The 14447-nt window shown below is 68.8% G+C and carries 10 protein-coding genes and 1 pseudogene; 5 read left to right on the top strand and 6 right to left on the bottom strand.

Features of this window, described 5'->3' with window-relative positions; genetic code table 11:
* Positions 1 to 1214, top strand: a 1214-nt coding sequence (locus D7X74_RS30675; RefSeq protein WP_120536565.1) for a M28 family metallopeptidase, incomplete at its 5' end; no start/stop codon positions are given.
* 13 nt (positions 1215 to 1227) lie between these two features.
* Positions 1228 to 1890, top strand: coding sequence for a macro domain-containing protein (locus D7X74_RS30680; protein ID WP_120536566.1), 663 nt, complete (start codon positions 1228 to 1230; stop codon positions 1888 to 1890).
* A gap of 2 nt (positions 1891 to 1892) precedes the next feature.
* On the opposite strand, the gene D7X74_RS30685 is transcribed toward D7X74_RS30680, so the two are convergent.
* On the bottom strand, positions 1893 to 2804 hold the full coding sequence (locus D7X74_RS30685; RefSeq protein ID WP_120536567.1) for a fatty acid desaturase: 912 nt from the start codon (positions 2802 to 2804) through the stop codon (positions 1893 to 1895).
* Between the two features lie 290 nt (positions 2805 to 3094).
* On the opposite strand from D7X74_RS30685, the gene D7X74_RS30690 reads away from it, so the two are divergent.
* Both D7X74_RS30690 and D7X74_RS30695 read left to right on the top strand, forming a co-directional pair.
* Positions 3095 to 3721, top strand: coding sequence for a DUF47 domain-containing protein (locus D7X74_RS30690; RefSeq protein WP_120536568.1), 627 nt, complete (start codon positions 3095 to 3097; stop codon positions 3719 to 3721).
* A 1-nt stretch (position 3722) separates the two neighbouring features.
* Positions 3723 to 4748 (top strand): inorganic phosphate transporter, encoded by a 1026-nt coding sequence (locus D7X74_RS30695; RefSeq protein WP_120536569.1) that lies wholly within the window; start codon positions 3723 to 3725, stop codon positions 4746 to 4748.
* Between the two features lie 103 nt (positions 4749 to 4851).
* Here the strand turns inward: D7X74_RS30695 and D7X74_RS30700 are convergent, their stop codons facing one another.
* Positions 4852 to 6570, bottom strand: coding sequence for a hypothetical protein (locus D7X74_RS30700; RefSeq protein WP_120536570.1), 1719 nt, complete (start codon positions 6568 to 6570; stop codon positions 4852 to 4854).
* Positions 6571 to 6858: 288 nt separating this feature from the next.
* Here D7X74_RS30700 and D7X74_RS30705 point away from each other — a divergent pair, with 288 nt between their 5' ends.
* Positions 6859 to 8274, top strand: a complete 1416-nt coding sequence (locus D7X74_RS30705) for a radical SAM protein (RefSeq protein ID WP_120536571.1) — start codon at positions 6859 to 6861, stop codon at positions 8272 to 8274.
* Between the two features lie 4 nt (positions 8275 to 8278).
* On the opposite strand, the gene D7X74_RS30710 is transcribed toward D7X74_RS30705, so the two are convergent.
* From D7X74_RS30710 to D7X74_RS30725, 4 genes and pseudogenes are all read right to left on the bottom strand, one after another.
* Positions 8279 to 9094 (bottom strand): acyl-CoA desaturase, encoded by an 816-nt coding sequence (locus D7X74_RS30710; protein WP_120536572.1) that lies wholly within the window; start codon positions 9092 to 9094, stop codon positions 8279 to 8281.
* A 123-nt stretch (positions 9095 to 9217) separates the two neighbouring features.
* Entirely contained in the window at positions 9218 to 13525 is a 4308-nt protein-coding gene (locus D7X74_RS30715; protein WP_120536573.1) for an AAA family ATPase, read from the bottom strand.
* A gap of 15 nt (positions 13526 to 13540) precedes the next feature.
* Positions 13541 to 13942, bottom strand: a complete 402-nt coding sequence (locus D7X74_RS30720; RefSeq protein ID WP_120536574.1) for a hypothetical protein — start codon at positions 13940 to 13942, stop codon at positions 13541 to 13543.
* Positions 13943 to 14100: 158 nt separating this feature from the next.
* Positions 14101 to 14447, bottom strand: a pseudogene (locus D7X74_RS30725) (molybdenum cofactor carrier protein); the annotation flags it as partial.

A 14447-nucleotide genomic window follows, 5' to 3' on the forward strand; every position in this document is an offset into this window, starting at 1 on the left:
CCACCCCGGCGCCGCTGCCCCCGACGGATCCGACGCAGCCCACCGAGCCGCCCGTCTCGGCCGACTCGGATCCGATGACGCACCTCCAGTACCTGGCCTCCGATGAGCTGAAGGGCCGCAACAGCCCCTCGGAAGGCCTGGATATGGCGTCCGCCTACGTGCAGGAGCACGTGAAGAAGTACGGCCTCGTGGGCCCCAACTCCAACAACCCGGAGAACCCCTTCCAGCAGAAGTTCAACGTCTTCTCGTTCCTGGGGGCGCAGGAGGGCGGCGCGGCGCATGGCGCGGCCCACGGCGCGCACAAGGAGTTCGGGCACAAGACGTTCCAGGAAGGCTTCTACCTGGACGACAAGATGCCCAAGGACACGCTGGCGCTGCTCAACCGCCAGTACGAGTCCACGATGAAGGCGTCCGGTCAGCCGCTGGTGCCGGCCCGGTTCGGGACGCAGCGCAGCGTGGAGGAGCTGCGGCAGGTGGCCACGGCGACGGGCCAGGCCGTGAACACCCTGGCGATGCTGCCCGGCACCGGCCCGCACAAGGACGAGGTCATCGTCGTGATGGCCCACCTGGACCACGTGGGCGTGGACCGCCAGGGCAACGCGTACAACGGCGCGGACGACAACGCGTCCGGCAGCGCGGTGCTGATGGCGGCGGTGCCGGAGCTGGCGGAAGCGCAGAAGCGCGGCGAGTTGGATCGCTCCATCCTCTTCATCTGGACGGGCGCGGAGGAGAAGGGGCTCGTGGGTTCGCAGTACTTCGTGGACCACCCCATCCCCGGCCTGGAGCTGAAGAACATCGCTGGCGTCATCAACACGGACATGGTGGGCCGCTGGGATGATCAGCGCCTGTCCGTCGTGGACACCAACACCAAGGGCCAGCCCAACTACTTCCGGGACGTGGTGGATCAGGCGAACCAGCAGCTGGCGGATCCGTTCGACCGCATCAACCGCGACATCAACGTGTACCGCGACCGCCAGGACGGCGCGTCGTTCGGGCGCAAGGGCGAGGACGTGCTCTTCCTCTTCGAGGGCCTGTCCAATCCCAACGGCGGCGGCGACCTCATCCCCGAGTACCACCGGCAGGATGACGACATCGACAAGATCATCAAGGACAACGGGGGCGAGAAGCCGCGCCGCGTGAAGGACCTGATGGTCAACGTCATCAACATCGCGGCCAACCGCACGACCGGACCGGCCGAGCCGAAGACGCCGTGATTAGACTGGAGGGATGAGCGCTCCCCTCCCCGGAATCGAGGTCGCGCTCGGCAGCCTGACGGACGGCTCCGAGCGCGTGCTGGTCAACGCCTCCAACACGAACGTGCAGTTGGGGTCCGGGGTCTCCCGGGCCATCCGGCTCGCGTGTGGCCCGGACTACCAGGAGCACATCACCGAGGCCCTCCAGGCCCGCTTCCGCGGCCCCATGGATCCGGGACAGGTGCTGGTGACGGACGCGGGCGAACACCCGAGGGCCCAGTGGGTCGCGCACGTGGCGGTGATGGACTACCGCCACGGACTGTCCGGGAACTCGTCGCCGAACCTCGCGCGCATCCAGGTCTGCTGCGTGAACCTGTGGAACGCGCTGGAGGCCCTGCCGGACGACGGTGCGCCGCTCTCCGTGGCCATGGTGGCGCTGGGCGCGGGCACCGGTGGGCTGGGCGTGAACGACCCGGTGCGGCTGGCGTGCACGACCCTGAAGACCCACCTGTCCGCCCGGGAGCAATCGCGCATCGGGCGGGTGGTGTTCTACGGCTTCGAGCTGCCCCAGTACCTCAACATCCTGGAGGTGGTGACGCAGCACTTCCCCCTGCCGGAAGAAACCCTTCCGGCGGAGGTGCGCGAGTACCTGGCGCGCAAGCGGGCGACCGAGCCCGGCGAGCCCGGCGGGGCGTGAAGCTAGGCCGCCAGCTCTTCGCCGGAAGCGGCCGGCGCGGCGGCGGGCGCCTTGGCCTTCGCGGTGGAAACGGCGAGCGCTTCCACCTCGTGCTCGCTCAGCACGAGCTTCGCTTCGGAGCCGCGCCAGACGAACGGGATGCCCGGCTGCCGGTACAGGTGCGCGGGGATGTCGCGGGCCAGCTGCGCGTGCAGCTCCGGCAGCTTCGACCAGTGCAGGCCATGCCGCGAGTGGTGCGCGGTGTGGTAGCCCAGGTTGCCGGTCATCAGGTTGTAGCCCCGGTGGAGGATGTTGTACGAGGCCTCCGCGTGCACCGCCGTGTTCAGGTCCACGTGGTGGAAGAAGGTCGCCCACACCGTGACGAACAGCGACGCCACCATCGGCAGCAGGAAGACGAACAGCGCGTTGTAGGGGTTCACCCAGAACAGGCCCGCCAGCAGCACCACCTGGAGCGCGGCCATCGCCACGAACAGGCGCAGCGCCTTCGGGTGGTGCTTGCGGCCCACCTGGAACGAGCGCGGGTACGCGGTCAGCATCGTCTTCAGCGAGTACTCCATCTCCCCCATCGTCGTGCCGTCATCGCGCTTCCAGCGGGACTCGTCCTTCGTCTGGTCCAGGTAGTTGCGGTGGTGGCCCACCACGTGGTGGAGGAACCACGCCTGCGATGTCACGCCCGTCTGGAACGCGAAGATGATCTCCAACAGCCGGTTGGGGATCGCGTGCCGGAACATCGTCAGGTGCTGGTGGTGGTGGTTCCAGGAGCAGATCCACCCCTTGGGGATGATGCCCAGGCCGAACCACAACACGGGGAACCACCAGCTCTTCGCCGTGAGGAACACCGTCACATCGAGCGCGAACACGCACGCGAACATCAGGACCGGGATGCGATCTTCAGGGTGCCGGAACAGGGTCATGCGCCTTCCGCGACAAGAGGGACCAGGGACGAATTGCCGATTTTCCAACTGTAGGACGTGAAGCCCCATCCGGAACAGGCCCCTGCGTCATCCTCTTCCGGGAGAAGCGCGCCCGCCGGGCAAGCCGGCGCGGTCGCATCCAACCCCCTGGAATCCGTGAAGTTCTACACGGAACACTGGCGAAACTCCCAAAGTAGGGTAGTCACGCCGCGTCACGGGAGGGCAACACCCTCGCGCAACCACCTCCCGCGGCGGACCGCGCCTGTCGCTCCAGGCGCCGAGGGAACCCCATGCTCGAAAAGCTGATGCCGAAGTCGGATGAGTTCTTCGACGACTTCGACGCCCAATGCGCCCGCACGGTCGAAGGCGCCAAGATCCTCCATGAGCTGCTGAGCGACTACCGGGACGTGCCCGCGCGCGTCCAGGCCCTCAAGGACGTGGAGCACCGAGGCGACGACGTCACGCACACGGCCTTCAACCGGCTGCACCAGCAGTTCATCACCCCGTTCGATCGCACGCAGATCCACTCGCTCCTGTCGCGCATCGACGACGTGTTGGACCTGACGAACGCGGCGGCCGCGCGGCTGCTGTACTACGAGATCGACTCTACCCGGGCGGACGCCGCGGAGCTGGCGCGCCTGCTGGTGCTCTCCACGCTGAAGGTGCAGGAGGTCGTCGCGGCGCTGCGCCTCATCAAGAAGCCGGAGCAGATCCTCGCCGGCTGCAAGGAGATCAAGAGCCTGGAGTCGCAGGCGGACGAGGTGCTGCGCTCGGGCATGGGCCGGCTGTTCAAGAGCGGCGTGGATACCCTGACCATCATCAAGTGGAAGGAGATCTACGACCTCATCGAGACCGCCACCGACAAGTGCCAGGGTGTCGCGAACGTCATCGAAGGCGTCGTGCTGGAGCACTCCTGAAATGCTGCTCGCCGCGGTCGTCCTCATCGTCATCGTCGCGCTGGTGTTCGACTTCATCAACGGCTTCCACGACGCCGCGAACTCCATCGCCACCGTCGTCTCCACGCGCGTGCTGTCGCCGAACCTCGCGGTGGCCTGGGCCGCGTTCTTCAACTTCGTGGCGGCGTTCGCGGGCGGTGTCCATGTCGCCAACACCATGGGCAAGGGCATCATCAACTTCGAGATGCTCCGCGCCGCCGGCCCCACCGCGGTGCTGATGGTCATCTTCTCCGCCCTCATGGGGGCCATCACCTGGAACCTGCTCACCTGGTGGTGGGGCCTGCCCTCTTCGTCCTCGCACGCGCTTGCGGGCGGGATGATTGGCGCGACGCTGCCGGTGCTGGGCTTCCAGGGGCTGGTGGGTTCGGGCATCGCGCGCATCGCGGCGTTCATCGTGCTGTCGCCGCTCATCGGCATGTTCCTGGGCATCACGATGATGGTCATCAGCACCTGGACGGTGCACAAGCAGACGCCCCTGCGCGTGGACACCTGGTTCCGCCGGCTGCAGCTGGTGTCGTCCGCCATCTTCTCCTTCAGCCACGGCACCAACGACGCGCAGAAGGTCATGGGCATCATCGCGGTGGTGCTCTTCGGCACCATCTGGCGCGACCGCCCGTTCCACATCGACTGGTGGATGATCATCTCCTGCCACGCCGCCATCGCCATGGGCACCTTCTTCGGCGGCTGGCGCATCATCCGCACCATGGGCCACAGCCTCACGAAGCTCGCGCCCATTGGCGGCTTCAGCGCGGAGACCGGCGGCGGCGTCACCATCATCGCCCTGGCGGAGCTGGGCATCCCCGTCTCCACCACCCACACCATCACCGGCGCCATCGTCGGCGTGGGGTCCACGCGCGGCTGGCGCGCGGTGAAGTGGGGCACCGCCGGACGCATCATCTGGGCGTGGGTGTTCACCATCCCCGCCGCCGCGCTGGTGTCCGTCCTCGTCTACGGCATCACGCTGGCCGTGGTCCGGCTGGTGGGCTGAACCCCCCCGGGCCCCGGGCCCCCAGGCTCCGGCAACGCTTCACTTCCAGGCGGGCTCCGCGTCCGGCGACAACCGGACGGGGGGCCCGCCTCTTCATTCGGGACTACTGGAAGGTGTGCGCGTCCACCACCACCGGCGCGGCGTTCAGCGCGGGCGGCGTCCAGGGCAGCACCTTCTTGTTCTTCCACTCGACGAACTTCAGCGACGGATCCTCCAGCGGCACGTCGAAGGTGAAGGACACGCGCTTGGGTCCTTCCGCGTCCACGTCCTCCACGCGCACCTTCATGCCCTTCACGTCGAACGTGTCCCCCACCGCCAGCGGGTAGCGCGAGCCCCGGTAGACGCGCTCCTCGATGGTCGTGAGCAGGTGGCCCTTGGGCAGCGACAGCTCCAGCGAGTTGGGCCCCGTGCGCGTCACCTGCTGCGGCTCCATCGCGTAGGACAGCACCCACCAGGCCTTCGGCAGCGTCTTGCCCAGGGACCACCACTGCACGGAGCTGTAGATGCCGATGACGCCGCTGGGCGCGTTGAGCACCACCACCCGCTGGTTCGGCAGCGCCTTCACGTCCAGCGCCTCGCCGTAGCGCGCCTGCGCGCGGTTCATCATCGCGTCCATCTGCGTGTAGACGTTGACGGTCTGCCACCACACGTAGGGCGCCGCCACGACGTGCAGCAGGAACATCACCGCCGCGCCCGCCAGCACCGCGCCCGCGCGGAACGAGCGCGCCCGGCCCCGCCACGCGGCGCGCAGCACCATCGCGAGCCCCACCGCCAGCCCCAGGCTGGGCACCAGCAGCGTGCGCGTACCCGCCAGCGCGGAGCTGGCCAGGAACGTGGCCACGAACGAACCCGTCAGCATCCACTTCAGCGTGCGCCGCTCGTCGCCCTCCAGCCGGGGCCACACGCCCCACACCAGCAGCGCGAAGAACGCCAGGCCCGCCGCGCCAATCAGCGTGAACACCGGCACGTAGGAGGCGTCCATGATGTAGTCCGACGGTGCGCTGAGCGTCAGCCCCGCGATGGCCGCCGGCACGCGGCTGATCATCGCGGAGACCCACGCCCCCGGCGCGCCCAGCGGATCCACGTGCGTGTCCTGCCCCGCCGCGCCGTAGCCCAGCGACTTGTAGAGCGCGAAGTAGCCGGCCAGCAGCACGCCCAGCGGAAGCAGCCCCTTGAGCTTGTCCGCCGCCTTGCCCGGCCCGGCGAAGACCTCGTAGGCGATGACGTACGGGATGAGGATGAGCATGGTCTCCGCGCTCGCGAGCCCCAGCGCGAAGGCGACGAGCGAGCCCACCAGGGCGCCCTTGCGCTGGCGCTCACGCCACTCCAGGTGCAGCCAGAAGCCCAGGACGCCGAAGAGCGTGGACACCATCAGCGCGCGGTAGGACAGCCAGCCCAGCACCGCCGCGTGGGAGCCGTTGATGGCGAAGAGGAACATGGCCAGCGCGGCCACCGCGGCCGGCAGCACGCGCCGGAACAGCAGGCCCGCCAGCATCACCAGGCCCACGTACCAGAGCAGCGAGTGCGCGTGGTAGCCCACCGAGTCCCGGCCGAAGAGCGCGTGGTCCAGGCCGAACAGCGCGCTCGACAGGGGGCGGAAGAAGGCCAGCTTCACCGTGGGCTCCACCCACCACGGGAAGATGCCGGACTCGGACATCCGATGGGTGTGCTCCGCGACGCCCGTCGCCGTGCGGTACACGTCGAAGGGCGTGTTGGCCAGCGGCGCCGGCTGCGGCACGCGGTCCCAGATTCCCAGCCAGACGTAGTCGTCGAACATGAAGCCCGCGTGCAACGTCATCGCGCCCAGGAGCGCCGCGGCCACGACTGAAATCCAGAAATAACGTCGAAACGGCCAACCCGTGGAGGGGGTCGAGGAAGAAGGATCCATGTTTCAAAGATCTATCAGCGTGCGCCCCTCACGAGATAGGTCCTCCTGGGTCGTCCGCTGCCACCGGAAGCACGGGGAGTGCGGCGCGCGGAGCGGAGATCCTTTGCCACTGCCAGGACTCCGGGTGATTCTTCCACCACGGAGGGGGACGCAGTCCGGCAGGTGTATTCGTGAACGGGCGCGTGCCGTTCCTTCCGCGTCGTCTTGCCGGAAAACGCACGCATGCGAATCGCCATCATCGCCACGTACACGCATCCGACCCGCCTGCGCATCAAGGAGCCGTCCATCATGCAGTCCTCCGTGCCGGAGCTGATCGCCGGCCTGTGCCCGGAGCACGCGGAGGTGGAGATCTTCAACGAGAAGGAGGCGGACATCCCGTTGGACCGGCACTGGGACCTGGTCTTCTTCTCGTACCTGCATTCGTACTACGAGCACACGAAGGTGCTCTCCACCCTCTTCCGCCAGCGCGGGATGACGACGGTGGCGGGCGGGCGTCACGCGGGCTACTTCCCCGACGACGCGGCCCAGTACTTCGACGCGGTCATCACCGGCGAGCCCGAAGCGAACGTGCCCGCGCTGGTCGCGGACTTCGAGAAGGGCGAACTCCAGCCGCGCTACAGCCGCCCGTCCCTGGGCGCGTCCGCCATCCGGCCGTACCGCTACGAGCTCATCAACTTCGAGCACAACAAGGTGCGCCTGCCGGGCATCGAGGCGTCGCGCGGCTGTCCCTTTTCCTGCAACTTCTGCGTCCTCACCGGCAACGAGCGCTACCGCTTCCGGCCCATCCCCGCGGTCATCGACGAAATCCAGACGCGCATGCGCTGGAACCCGAACTACCTGGGGATGATGGATGACGCGTTCGTCTTCCTGGACAACAACCTGGGCGGCTCGCCCAAGTACCTGCGCGAATTGTGCGAAGCGCTCATCCCGCTGAAGAAGACGTGGGGCTGCGCCCTCACGTTCAACGTGCTCAAGGATGAGTCGCTGGTGAAGCTGATGGCGAAGGCGGGCTGCCGCTACGTCTACACCGGCCTGGAGTCGCTCAACCCGGACTCCATCAAGGCGATGAACAAGGGCCAGAACAAGCTGTCGGAGGTGGACGCCGTCATCCGCCGCGTCTTCTCCGCCGGCATCCTGCTGTCCTTCGGCCTCATCGTGGGCTCGGACGGCGACACCAACGAATACCTGCACCGGCTGCCGGAGTACCTGGCGGACCTGAAGTACTTCTCCGTCACCTTCCTGGGCATCGTGTGCCCGTACCCGGAGACGCCCTTCTTCCGCGAGCTGCAGGCCGAGGACCGGCTGCTGCCCGGCACCACCAGCCGCGACTACGACGGCTACACGCTGTGCCACCGGCCCAAGCAGCTGCACGCGTCGGAGGTGGTGGAGCACTTCCTGCGGCTGTGCCGCACGCTGGGCAGCCTGCCCAACATCGCTCGGCACTACGCGTCCAAGCTGATGATGAGCGACATGCCCCGCTACAAGCAGACCATCCTCTTCTCCGGCCCGGAGATCGTCAGCATCCGCAACCCGGTGAAGAACACGGCGCGCCGCTACATCGCGGGCCTGGACGCCCTCGAGGACTGGGATGTGCGGGAGATGGCCCGGCTGGGACTGAAGCCCCAGCTGGTGACGTGAGGGTTCAGCGGACGCGGGACGGCAGCCGCACGTCCCACGCGAGCCCCAGCGACCGCAGGGCCCGGATGAAGAGCCAGCCCGGGTCCCACTGCCACCACACCCAGCCGTGTCGCGCGGACGCGGGGAAGGCGTGGTGGTTGTTGTGCCAGCCCTCGCCCAGCGCGAGCACGCTCACCCACCACACGTTGCGGCTCTTGTCGCGCGTGTCGTGGACGCGGACGCCGAACTTCGCGTGGCACACCGAGTTCACCGCATAGGTGCTCTGCATCCAGCACACCACCGGCAGGAAGAAGTACGCGGGCACCGTGCGCCAGCCGAACGTCAGCCCCACGAAGAGCACCGCCAGCACCTGCGGGCCAATCCGGTAGCGCAACAGCCAGTGGTAGTAGCGATCTTGCGCCATGTCCCGGCACCACGTGCGCCAGCCGTCGTCGTCCGTGGAGGCCTCGTTGAGGATCCACCCCATGTGCGCGTACCAGAAGCCGCGCTGGGGCGAGTGCACGTCCCCTTCCGCGTCCGCCTTCGCATGGTGCAGCCGGTGCGTCGCGGCCCACAGCAGCGGACTGCCCTGGGCCGTCAGCATGGCCACCGTCACGAGCGCGTACTCCACCCAGCGCGGACAGACGAAGGCGCGGTGACACAGCAGGCGGTGCAGCCCCACCGTCGTGCCCAGCCCGATGCTCACGTACACCGCCAGCCCCACCGGCAGTGCGTACGGGGGCCAGGGCAGGAGGAACGCCAGCGCGGCCAGGGCGTGCACCACGAGCATGTATCCGACGATGACGGGACTGGTCTGGAAGCGGAGTGGAACGGAAGTCATGGCCCGGTGTGGGTTCGAGGAGGTAGGCGCCAGTGTAGGAGCCGGGCCTGACGGTACAAGCACCCCCGCCACGCTGACTGCGGGTCCGCCTTATGCCTCACCCGAGGTGCGGGAGGCCTTCGCTCACATCACGCTCAGGTCGCGGCGTGCCGCGTCGCGGAGCGGGGGCAGCACGGTGGCGCCCGGCAGCAGCGCCTGCGCGGAGGCCTGGAGCCGGTCGATGCGGCGCAGCTCCGCGAGCGCCCCCACCTCCACGAAGATCTCCTTCGCGCGGGCCAGGAAGGCAGTCCTGCGGTGCGGCAGCGCCACCGCCGCGTCGAAGTAGGCCACGCCCGTCTCCCAGCGGTTGGGGCTGGCCTCCAGGATGGCGATGGCCTCCAGGAACACCGGCTCCGCGGCCTTGGGCCCCTTGCGCAGCCGCAGCGAGCGCGCCGTCACGCGCAGCGCCGGGCCCTTCAGGTACGGGTACAGCTTGGAGATCATCCGCGCCTTGATGCACGCGAGCCGCACGATGCGCAGCAGCTTCTTGCGCGGCACCACCGTGGCCCCTTCCTCCAGCGCGAAGAGGGCCGCCTCCGCCGCGTCCACCAGGCCCACCTGGAGGAACGGAACGAGGACCTGGTAGCTCCAGATGCTCTTGAAGCAGCGCACCGCGACGAGCGCCGCCTCCTCCACCTGGTGCTCGCGCACGGTGACGTTGGCCAGGTGGTTGAGGCTCGCGCACTGGTTGGCCAGGTCCGCGACCTCCTCGCTGATGCGCAGGCCCGTCTCCATCTCCGCGCACAGCTCGCCCACGTCGCCTTCGCCCAAGAGATAGCGGCACATGGGCGCCCAGGAGTGCGCCCAGCCCTGGTGCATCAGCGCGTTGAGCTCCACGCCAATGGTCTTCATCTGCTCGTAGAGCTCCTCGGCCGTCTTGAAGCGCGAGCAGAGGAACTCACCCGTCGCCTGCATCATCAGGGACGTCTGGCGCTCCCAGCGCTCGCCCACCACGCGCAGCGTGGAGACGGCCTGCTCCTGGAAGTCGCGCGAGCGCTTCAGCTCGTTGGCGAAGAAGGCCTGGATGCCCAGGCGGCTGAGCGCGAGCCCCTCCGCCACCGGGTCCTTGGAGCGCCGCGCGTACTCCAGCGCCCGCTCGCCGTGGTGGCGCGAGCGCTTGAGCAGCCCCGCGCCGAACAGCAGCGTGGCGTAGTAGCCGCTGGCGATGCTCATGGCGTAGTCGCTGCGCGAGCGCTCCGCCATGTTGGTGGACACCAGCGTCGCCCAGGTGAGCTTGGTGATGTCCGCGAAGTAGTAGATGCGGATGAGCGCGTTGAGCGTGCTCAGCTGCTGGAGGTACTGCGGCAGGCGCGCCGCCGGAATGGGCCGGAGGATGAAGGGCAAGAGCGTGGCCAGCCCCCGCAGCAGCAGGTTGCCCAGCGTGCGCAGCCCCAGCGCGATCAGGTTGCGCGGCAGGCTGCGGCCCCTCAAGACGAGCGACTGCTCCAGGTGGTGCGTGGCGCGGCTGGACTCGCCCTTCTCCTGGTGCGCGCGGCCCAGGCCCAGGTGCAGCTCCGCCTGCTGGGGGACCTCCTCCTCGTCCACCAGGCACTGCTCGAACATGATGATGGCGGCGGCGTAGTTGCCCGCCTGGAGCAGCGTCTCCGCCAGCTCCTGCATCACCCTGCGCGTCTTGAGCAGCATCGCCTCCGGGTCCAACGGCACGACGGTGCCCAGCAGCTCCAGGCCCCGGTTGTAGTGGTAGAGCGCGTCGTCGTTGGCGTACTGGGCGCGCGCGCTGCGGGCCGCCATCAGCGTGTACTCCAGGCCCTTGTCCTCCACGTTGCCGGCGAGGAAGTGGAAGGCCAGCAGACCCGCGGAGCCGACGAGGTTGTCGTTCGCGCGCGCTTCCAGGTAGCGCGCGAGCTTGCGGTGCAAATCTTCGCGCGCCGACACCAGCAGCGTGTTGTAGGCCACGTCGCGGATGACGATGTGCTTGAAGAGGCAGGTGTAGGGCTCCTCCGTCTCCAGGAGGATGAGGCCCAGGCGCGTCAGCGTGTCCACGGCCTCGCGCAGCTTCGTGCCCACGAGCGAGCCCGGCACCAGCGCCGACACCGCATCCAGCGTGAACACGCGCCCGATGACGGACGCCACCTTCACCACCAGCTTCTCCGTCTCCGACAGCAGGTCGATGCGCGACAGCACCACGTCCTGGATGGAGTCCGGCAGCAGCAGGTCCTGCAGGCCGCGCTTCAGCTCCATCCGCTGCGAGCCCGGCTCCGCCGGTCCCAGGTAGCCCTGCTCCGCCAGGCCCTCCACGATGGATTCGATGAAGAACGGGTTGCCCTGCACCTTCGCGAGCAGCCGCTCCTCCAGCGCCAGGTCCGGCGGCGACAGGCGCAGGTGCGCGCGCAGCATCTCCCGCGTGTCGTCGTCGTCCAGGCTGGACAGCTCCACGGGGCAGTACTCCGGCAGCTCGCGCAGCCCCCGGAGCTGTTCGCCCGGCCGCATCGTCGCCAGCACCATGATGCGGTGCGAGCCCAGGCGCACCGCGAGGTGCTGGAGCAGATCCAACGAGATGTTGTCCGCCCAGTGCAGGTCCTCGAAGAAGAGCAGCAGCGGCTGCGCGCGGCTGAGCTTCTCCAGGAGCTGGTGGACGATCTGGAACACCTTCTGCTGCTTGCGCCGCGCGTCCATGGACGCCGTGTCCGGCGTCTCCTCCAGCGCGATGCCCAGGATGCCCGCCATCACGGGGATCCACTCCGGCCCCACGTCCTCCAGGCCGTCCAACCCCTCCGACAGCCGCACCATCTGCGTCGCGAAGTCGTCCGAGTCATGCAGCCCGAACGCCTGGAGCAGCACCTCCTTCCAGGGGAAGAAGGGGGTGAACATCTCGTAGGAGTAGCAGATGCCGTACAGCGCTCCGGCGCCGTTCTCCTCCGCGTCCTCCAGCACGCGCGCGCCCAGGCGCGACTTGCCGATGCCCGCCTCGCCGGACACCACGCTCACCTTGCCCCGGCCCTTCAGCGACGCGTCCAGCGCGTCGTGCAGCACGGCCAGCTCACGCTTGCGGCCGATGATGTCGCCCCGGCCCTTGATGAACAGGCTGCGGCGCGTCTCACCCAGCAGCCGGTACACCGGCACCGTGCGGGAGACGCCCTTGAGCTTCGCGTCCTCCACGAACTCCGTGGCGAAGCCGCCCTGCTGGAGCCGCCCCTGCGTGTTCGCGCAGATGTGCACGGAGCCGCCGCGCCCGTGCGTCATCAGGCGCGCGGCCATGTTCACCACTTCGCCCAGCGCCGAGTACCCCTTGCGCCAGGGCGAGCCCATGTCCCCGCAGTACGCGTGGCCGGTGGCGACGCCGATCTGCAGGTCCCCGAGGAACGGGAAGGACTCCCGGGACTTGAGCAGCTTGCAGGCCAGCCGGCACGCCAGCACTTCCTTGTTCTGCTGGGCGGTGGGCGCGCCGAACAGGACGTAGAGCACGTTGCCCTTGTCCGTGAAGTCCGTCATCAGCAGCACGCCGCCGTGGTGCGCGCTCTCCCGCTGGACGAACTCGTAGTAGGCGTTCAGGTCGCGCGTGAACGACGTGCCGTCCCCATCCGTGGGCGCGTGCGTGAAGCGAACGAAGAAGCAGGTGACGTCGCGGAAGTCCCCGGAGAACTCCTGGTGCGCGGTGGTGATCTTCGTGAAGAGCACCGGGTGCAGCAAGAGCGCGCACCGGCCCACCAGCTCCGAGCCTCCGGAGGCCGCGGGCAGGGGCCGCTTGACGGCCTCCACCGGCGCGTCCAGCGCCAGGCGGTGGTTGCCACCCTCGCGCGGCTCGCCCTTGCGCGCGCCTTCCGGGAGCGAGCTCCAGGCGCGGGGGCTCAGGACGACCTCCGACACCGTGGCCTGCTTCTCCGCGCCCACCGCCTGCGCCAGGGGCTCGCCCACGAGCGCCGGGTGCATCCACAGGCCGGAGGCGCCCATCACGATGCGGTTGGACTCACCGAAGCCGATGCCGATGCGCGAGGACACGCCGAAGCGCTGGCCCAACAGCTCCAGCCGGGCGAAGCGCGCCAGCCTGCGCTGCACACCCAGCGCGCACACCGCGGCGCGCTGCACGACGTCCCCGTCCGCCTCCGCGGGCGCGGCCTCGAAGCACGCGAGGATGGAGTCGCCGGCGAACTGGTAGATGTCCCCACCGTGGTCGCGGACGACGTCGATCATCTCCGTGTAGTAGTTCGTGAGCAGCCGCTGGAGCGCGTCGATGCCGCGAGGCCCCGCGCCGCTCAGCCCCACCACGATGGGCGTGAAGCCCGCGATGTCCAGCAGCAGGATGGCGCCGCGCACGGGCTCCACCCGGGGCAGCGCATCCGCCTCATGGGTCGCCAGACGCGCGAGGATGGCCGCCGGCATGTAGGGCGCCAGCGCCGCGACGACTGGATCGATGTGCTGCTCGGAGGGCATCCCGGGGCCTTGGGCTCAGGACAGCGAGGCGTAGCGCAGCCACAGGGCCGCCACGCACACCGCTCCGTAGAGGGGGATCTCCGCCGTCTCCGTCCAGGGCTGCTGCTTGCGGATGGCCCCCCAGACGTGCACGGCCGTCATCAGGCCGCCAATGAGGCCGATGAGCTCGAAGATGACCAGGTGGCTCTTCGGATCCGGGATGAACTGCACCACCGCGATGATGACAGACAACGCCAGACCACCCAGGCACCGCGCGAAGTAGACCGTGAGGTCGTTGTTCCCGGTGGGCAGCTCCCACCCGAACCAGCGCGCCCAGCGCAGCGGGACGAACAGCAACGGCAGTGCGTAGACGACCAGGAAGAGCGACGTGGAGAGCGCGAGAAACCAGCTGGCCAGCGGATAGTCGGGGTTGATCATGGTGGCGAACGTGGCAACGGCTGGGCATCCGCTTGCTGGGCGCACCCTGCCCCACGTTCGCATCCTAAATCTTTTCCCACCCCTTGGGGCACCTTCCCCCGGACCCTCATCCGGGGTTGGCGGGTTGCTCGCTCCTGTAGGGCTTTGGCGTCCCCCTGCTACCGGGTGGCTGCCAGCATGAACTCCGCCACCCGCTCCAGGGAGGTGGTGCGCTCGGCCTCCGCCGGGAAGCGCCGGAAGCCCTCCGGTGGCCCGTGGAGGATGAGCGGCTTGCCATAGCGCAGGGCCAGGACGGCCTCCGCCGCGGTGCCCGCGCCCCCCGGCAGGGCCACCAGGGCGTGCGGCGTCAGCACGTTGATGTGGTTGCGGCTCATGGGGTCCGTGCCCTGCTCCCCGCTGAGCGGCAGGTGCGTGTAGATGGGCAGCTCGATGTCCGAGTTCGGGTAGCCGGCCCGGGGCTGGTACAGGCCCTCCGGCCCCACCGTGCCGGGGATGATGCCGATGG

This window comes from Corallococcus sp. CA047B (genome assembly GCF_003612065.1).
GTDB lineage: Bacteria > Myxococcota > Myxococcia > Myxococcales > Myxococcaceae > Corallococcus > Corallococcus praedator.

What these genes read in the sequence shown, in the direction of transcription:
- D7X74_RS30695 (WP_120536569.1), top strand. Translation starts at nt 3,723, where the DNA reads ATGCTGCTCGCCGCGGTCGTCCTCATCGTCATCGTCGCGCTGGTGTTC.
- D7X74_RS30705 (WP_120536571.1), top strand. Translation starts at nt 6,859, where the DNA reads ATGCGAATCGCCATCATCGCCACGTACACGCATCCGACCCGCCTGCGC.
- D7X74_RS30720 (WP_120536574.1), bottom strand. Translation starts at nt 13,942, where the DNA reads ATGATCAACCCCGACTATCCGCTGGCCAGCTGGTTTCTCGCGCTCTCC.
- D7X74_RS30680 (WP_120536566.1), top strand. Translation starts at nt 1,228, where the DNA reads ATGAGCGCTCCCCTCCCCGGAATCGAGGTCGCGCTCGGCAGCCTGACG.
- D7X74_RS30710 (WP_120536572.1), bottom strand. Translation starts at nt 9,094, where the DNA reads ATGACTTCCGTTCCACTCCGCTTCCAGACCAGTCCCGTCATCGTCGGA.
- D7X74_RS30685 (WP_120536567.1), bottom strand. Translation starts at nt 2,804, where the DNA reads ATGACCCTGTTCCGGCACCCTGAAGATCGCATCCCGGTCCTGATGTTC.
- D7X74_RS30690 (WP_120536568.1), top strand. Translation starts at nt 3,095, where the DNA reads ATGCTCGAAAAGCTGATGCCGAAGTCGGATGAGTTCTTCGACGACTTC.
- D7X74_RS30715 (WP_120536573.1), bottom strand. Translation starts at nt 13,525, where the DNA reads ATGCCCTCCGAGCAGCACATCGATCCAGTCGTCGCGGCGCTGGCGCCC.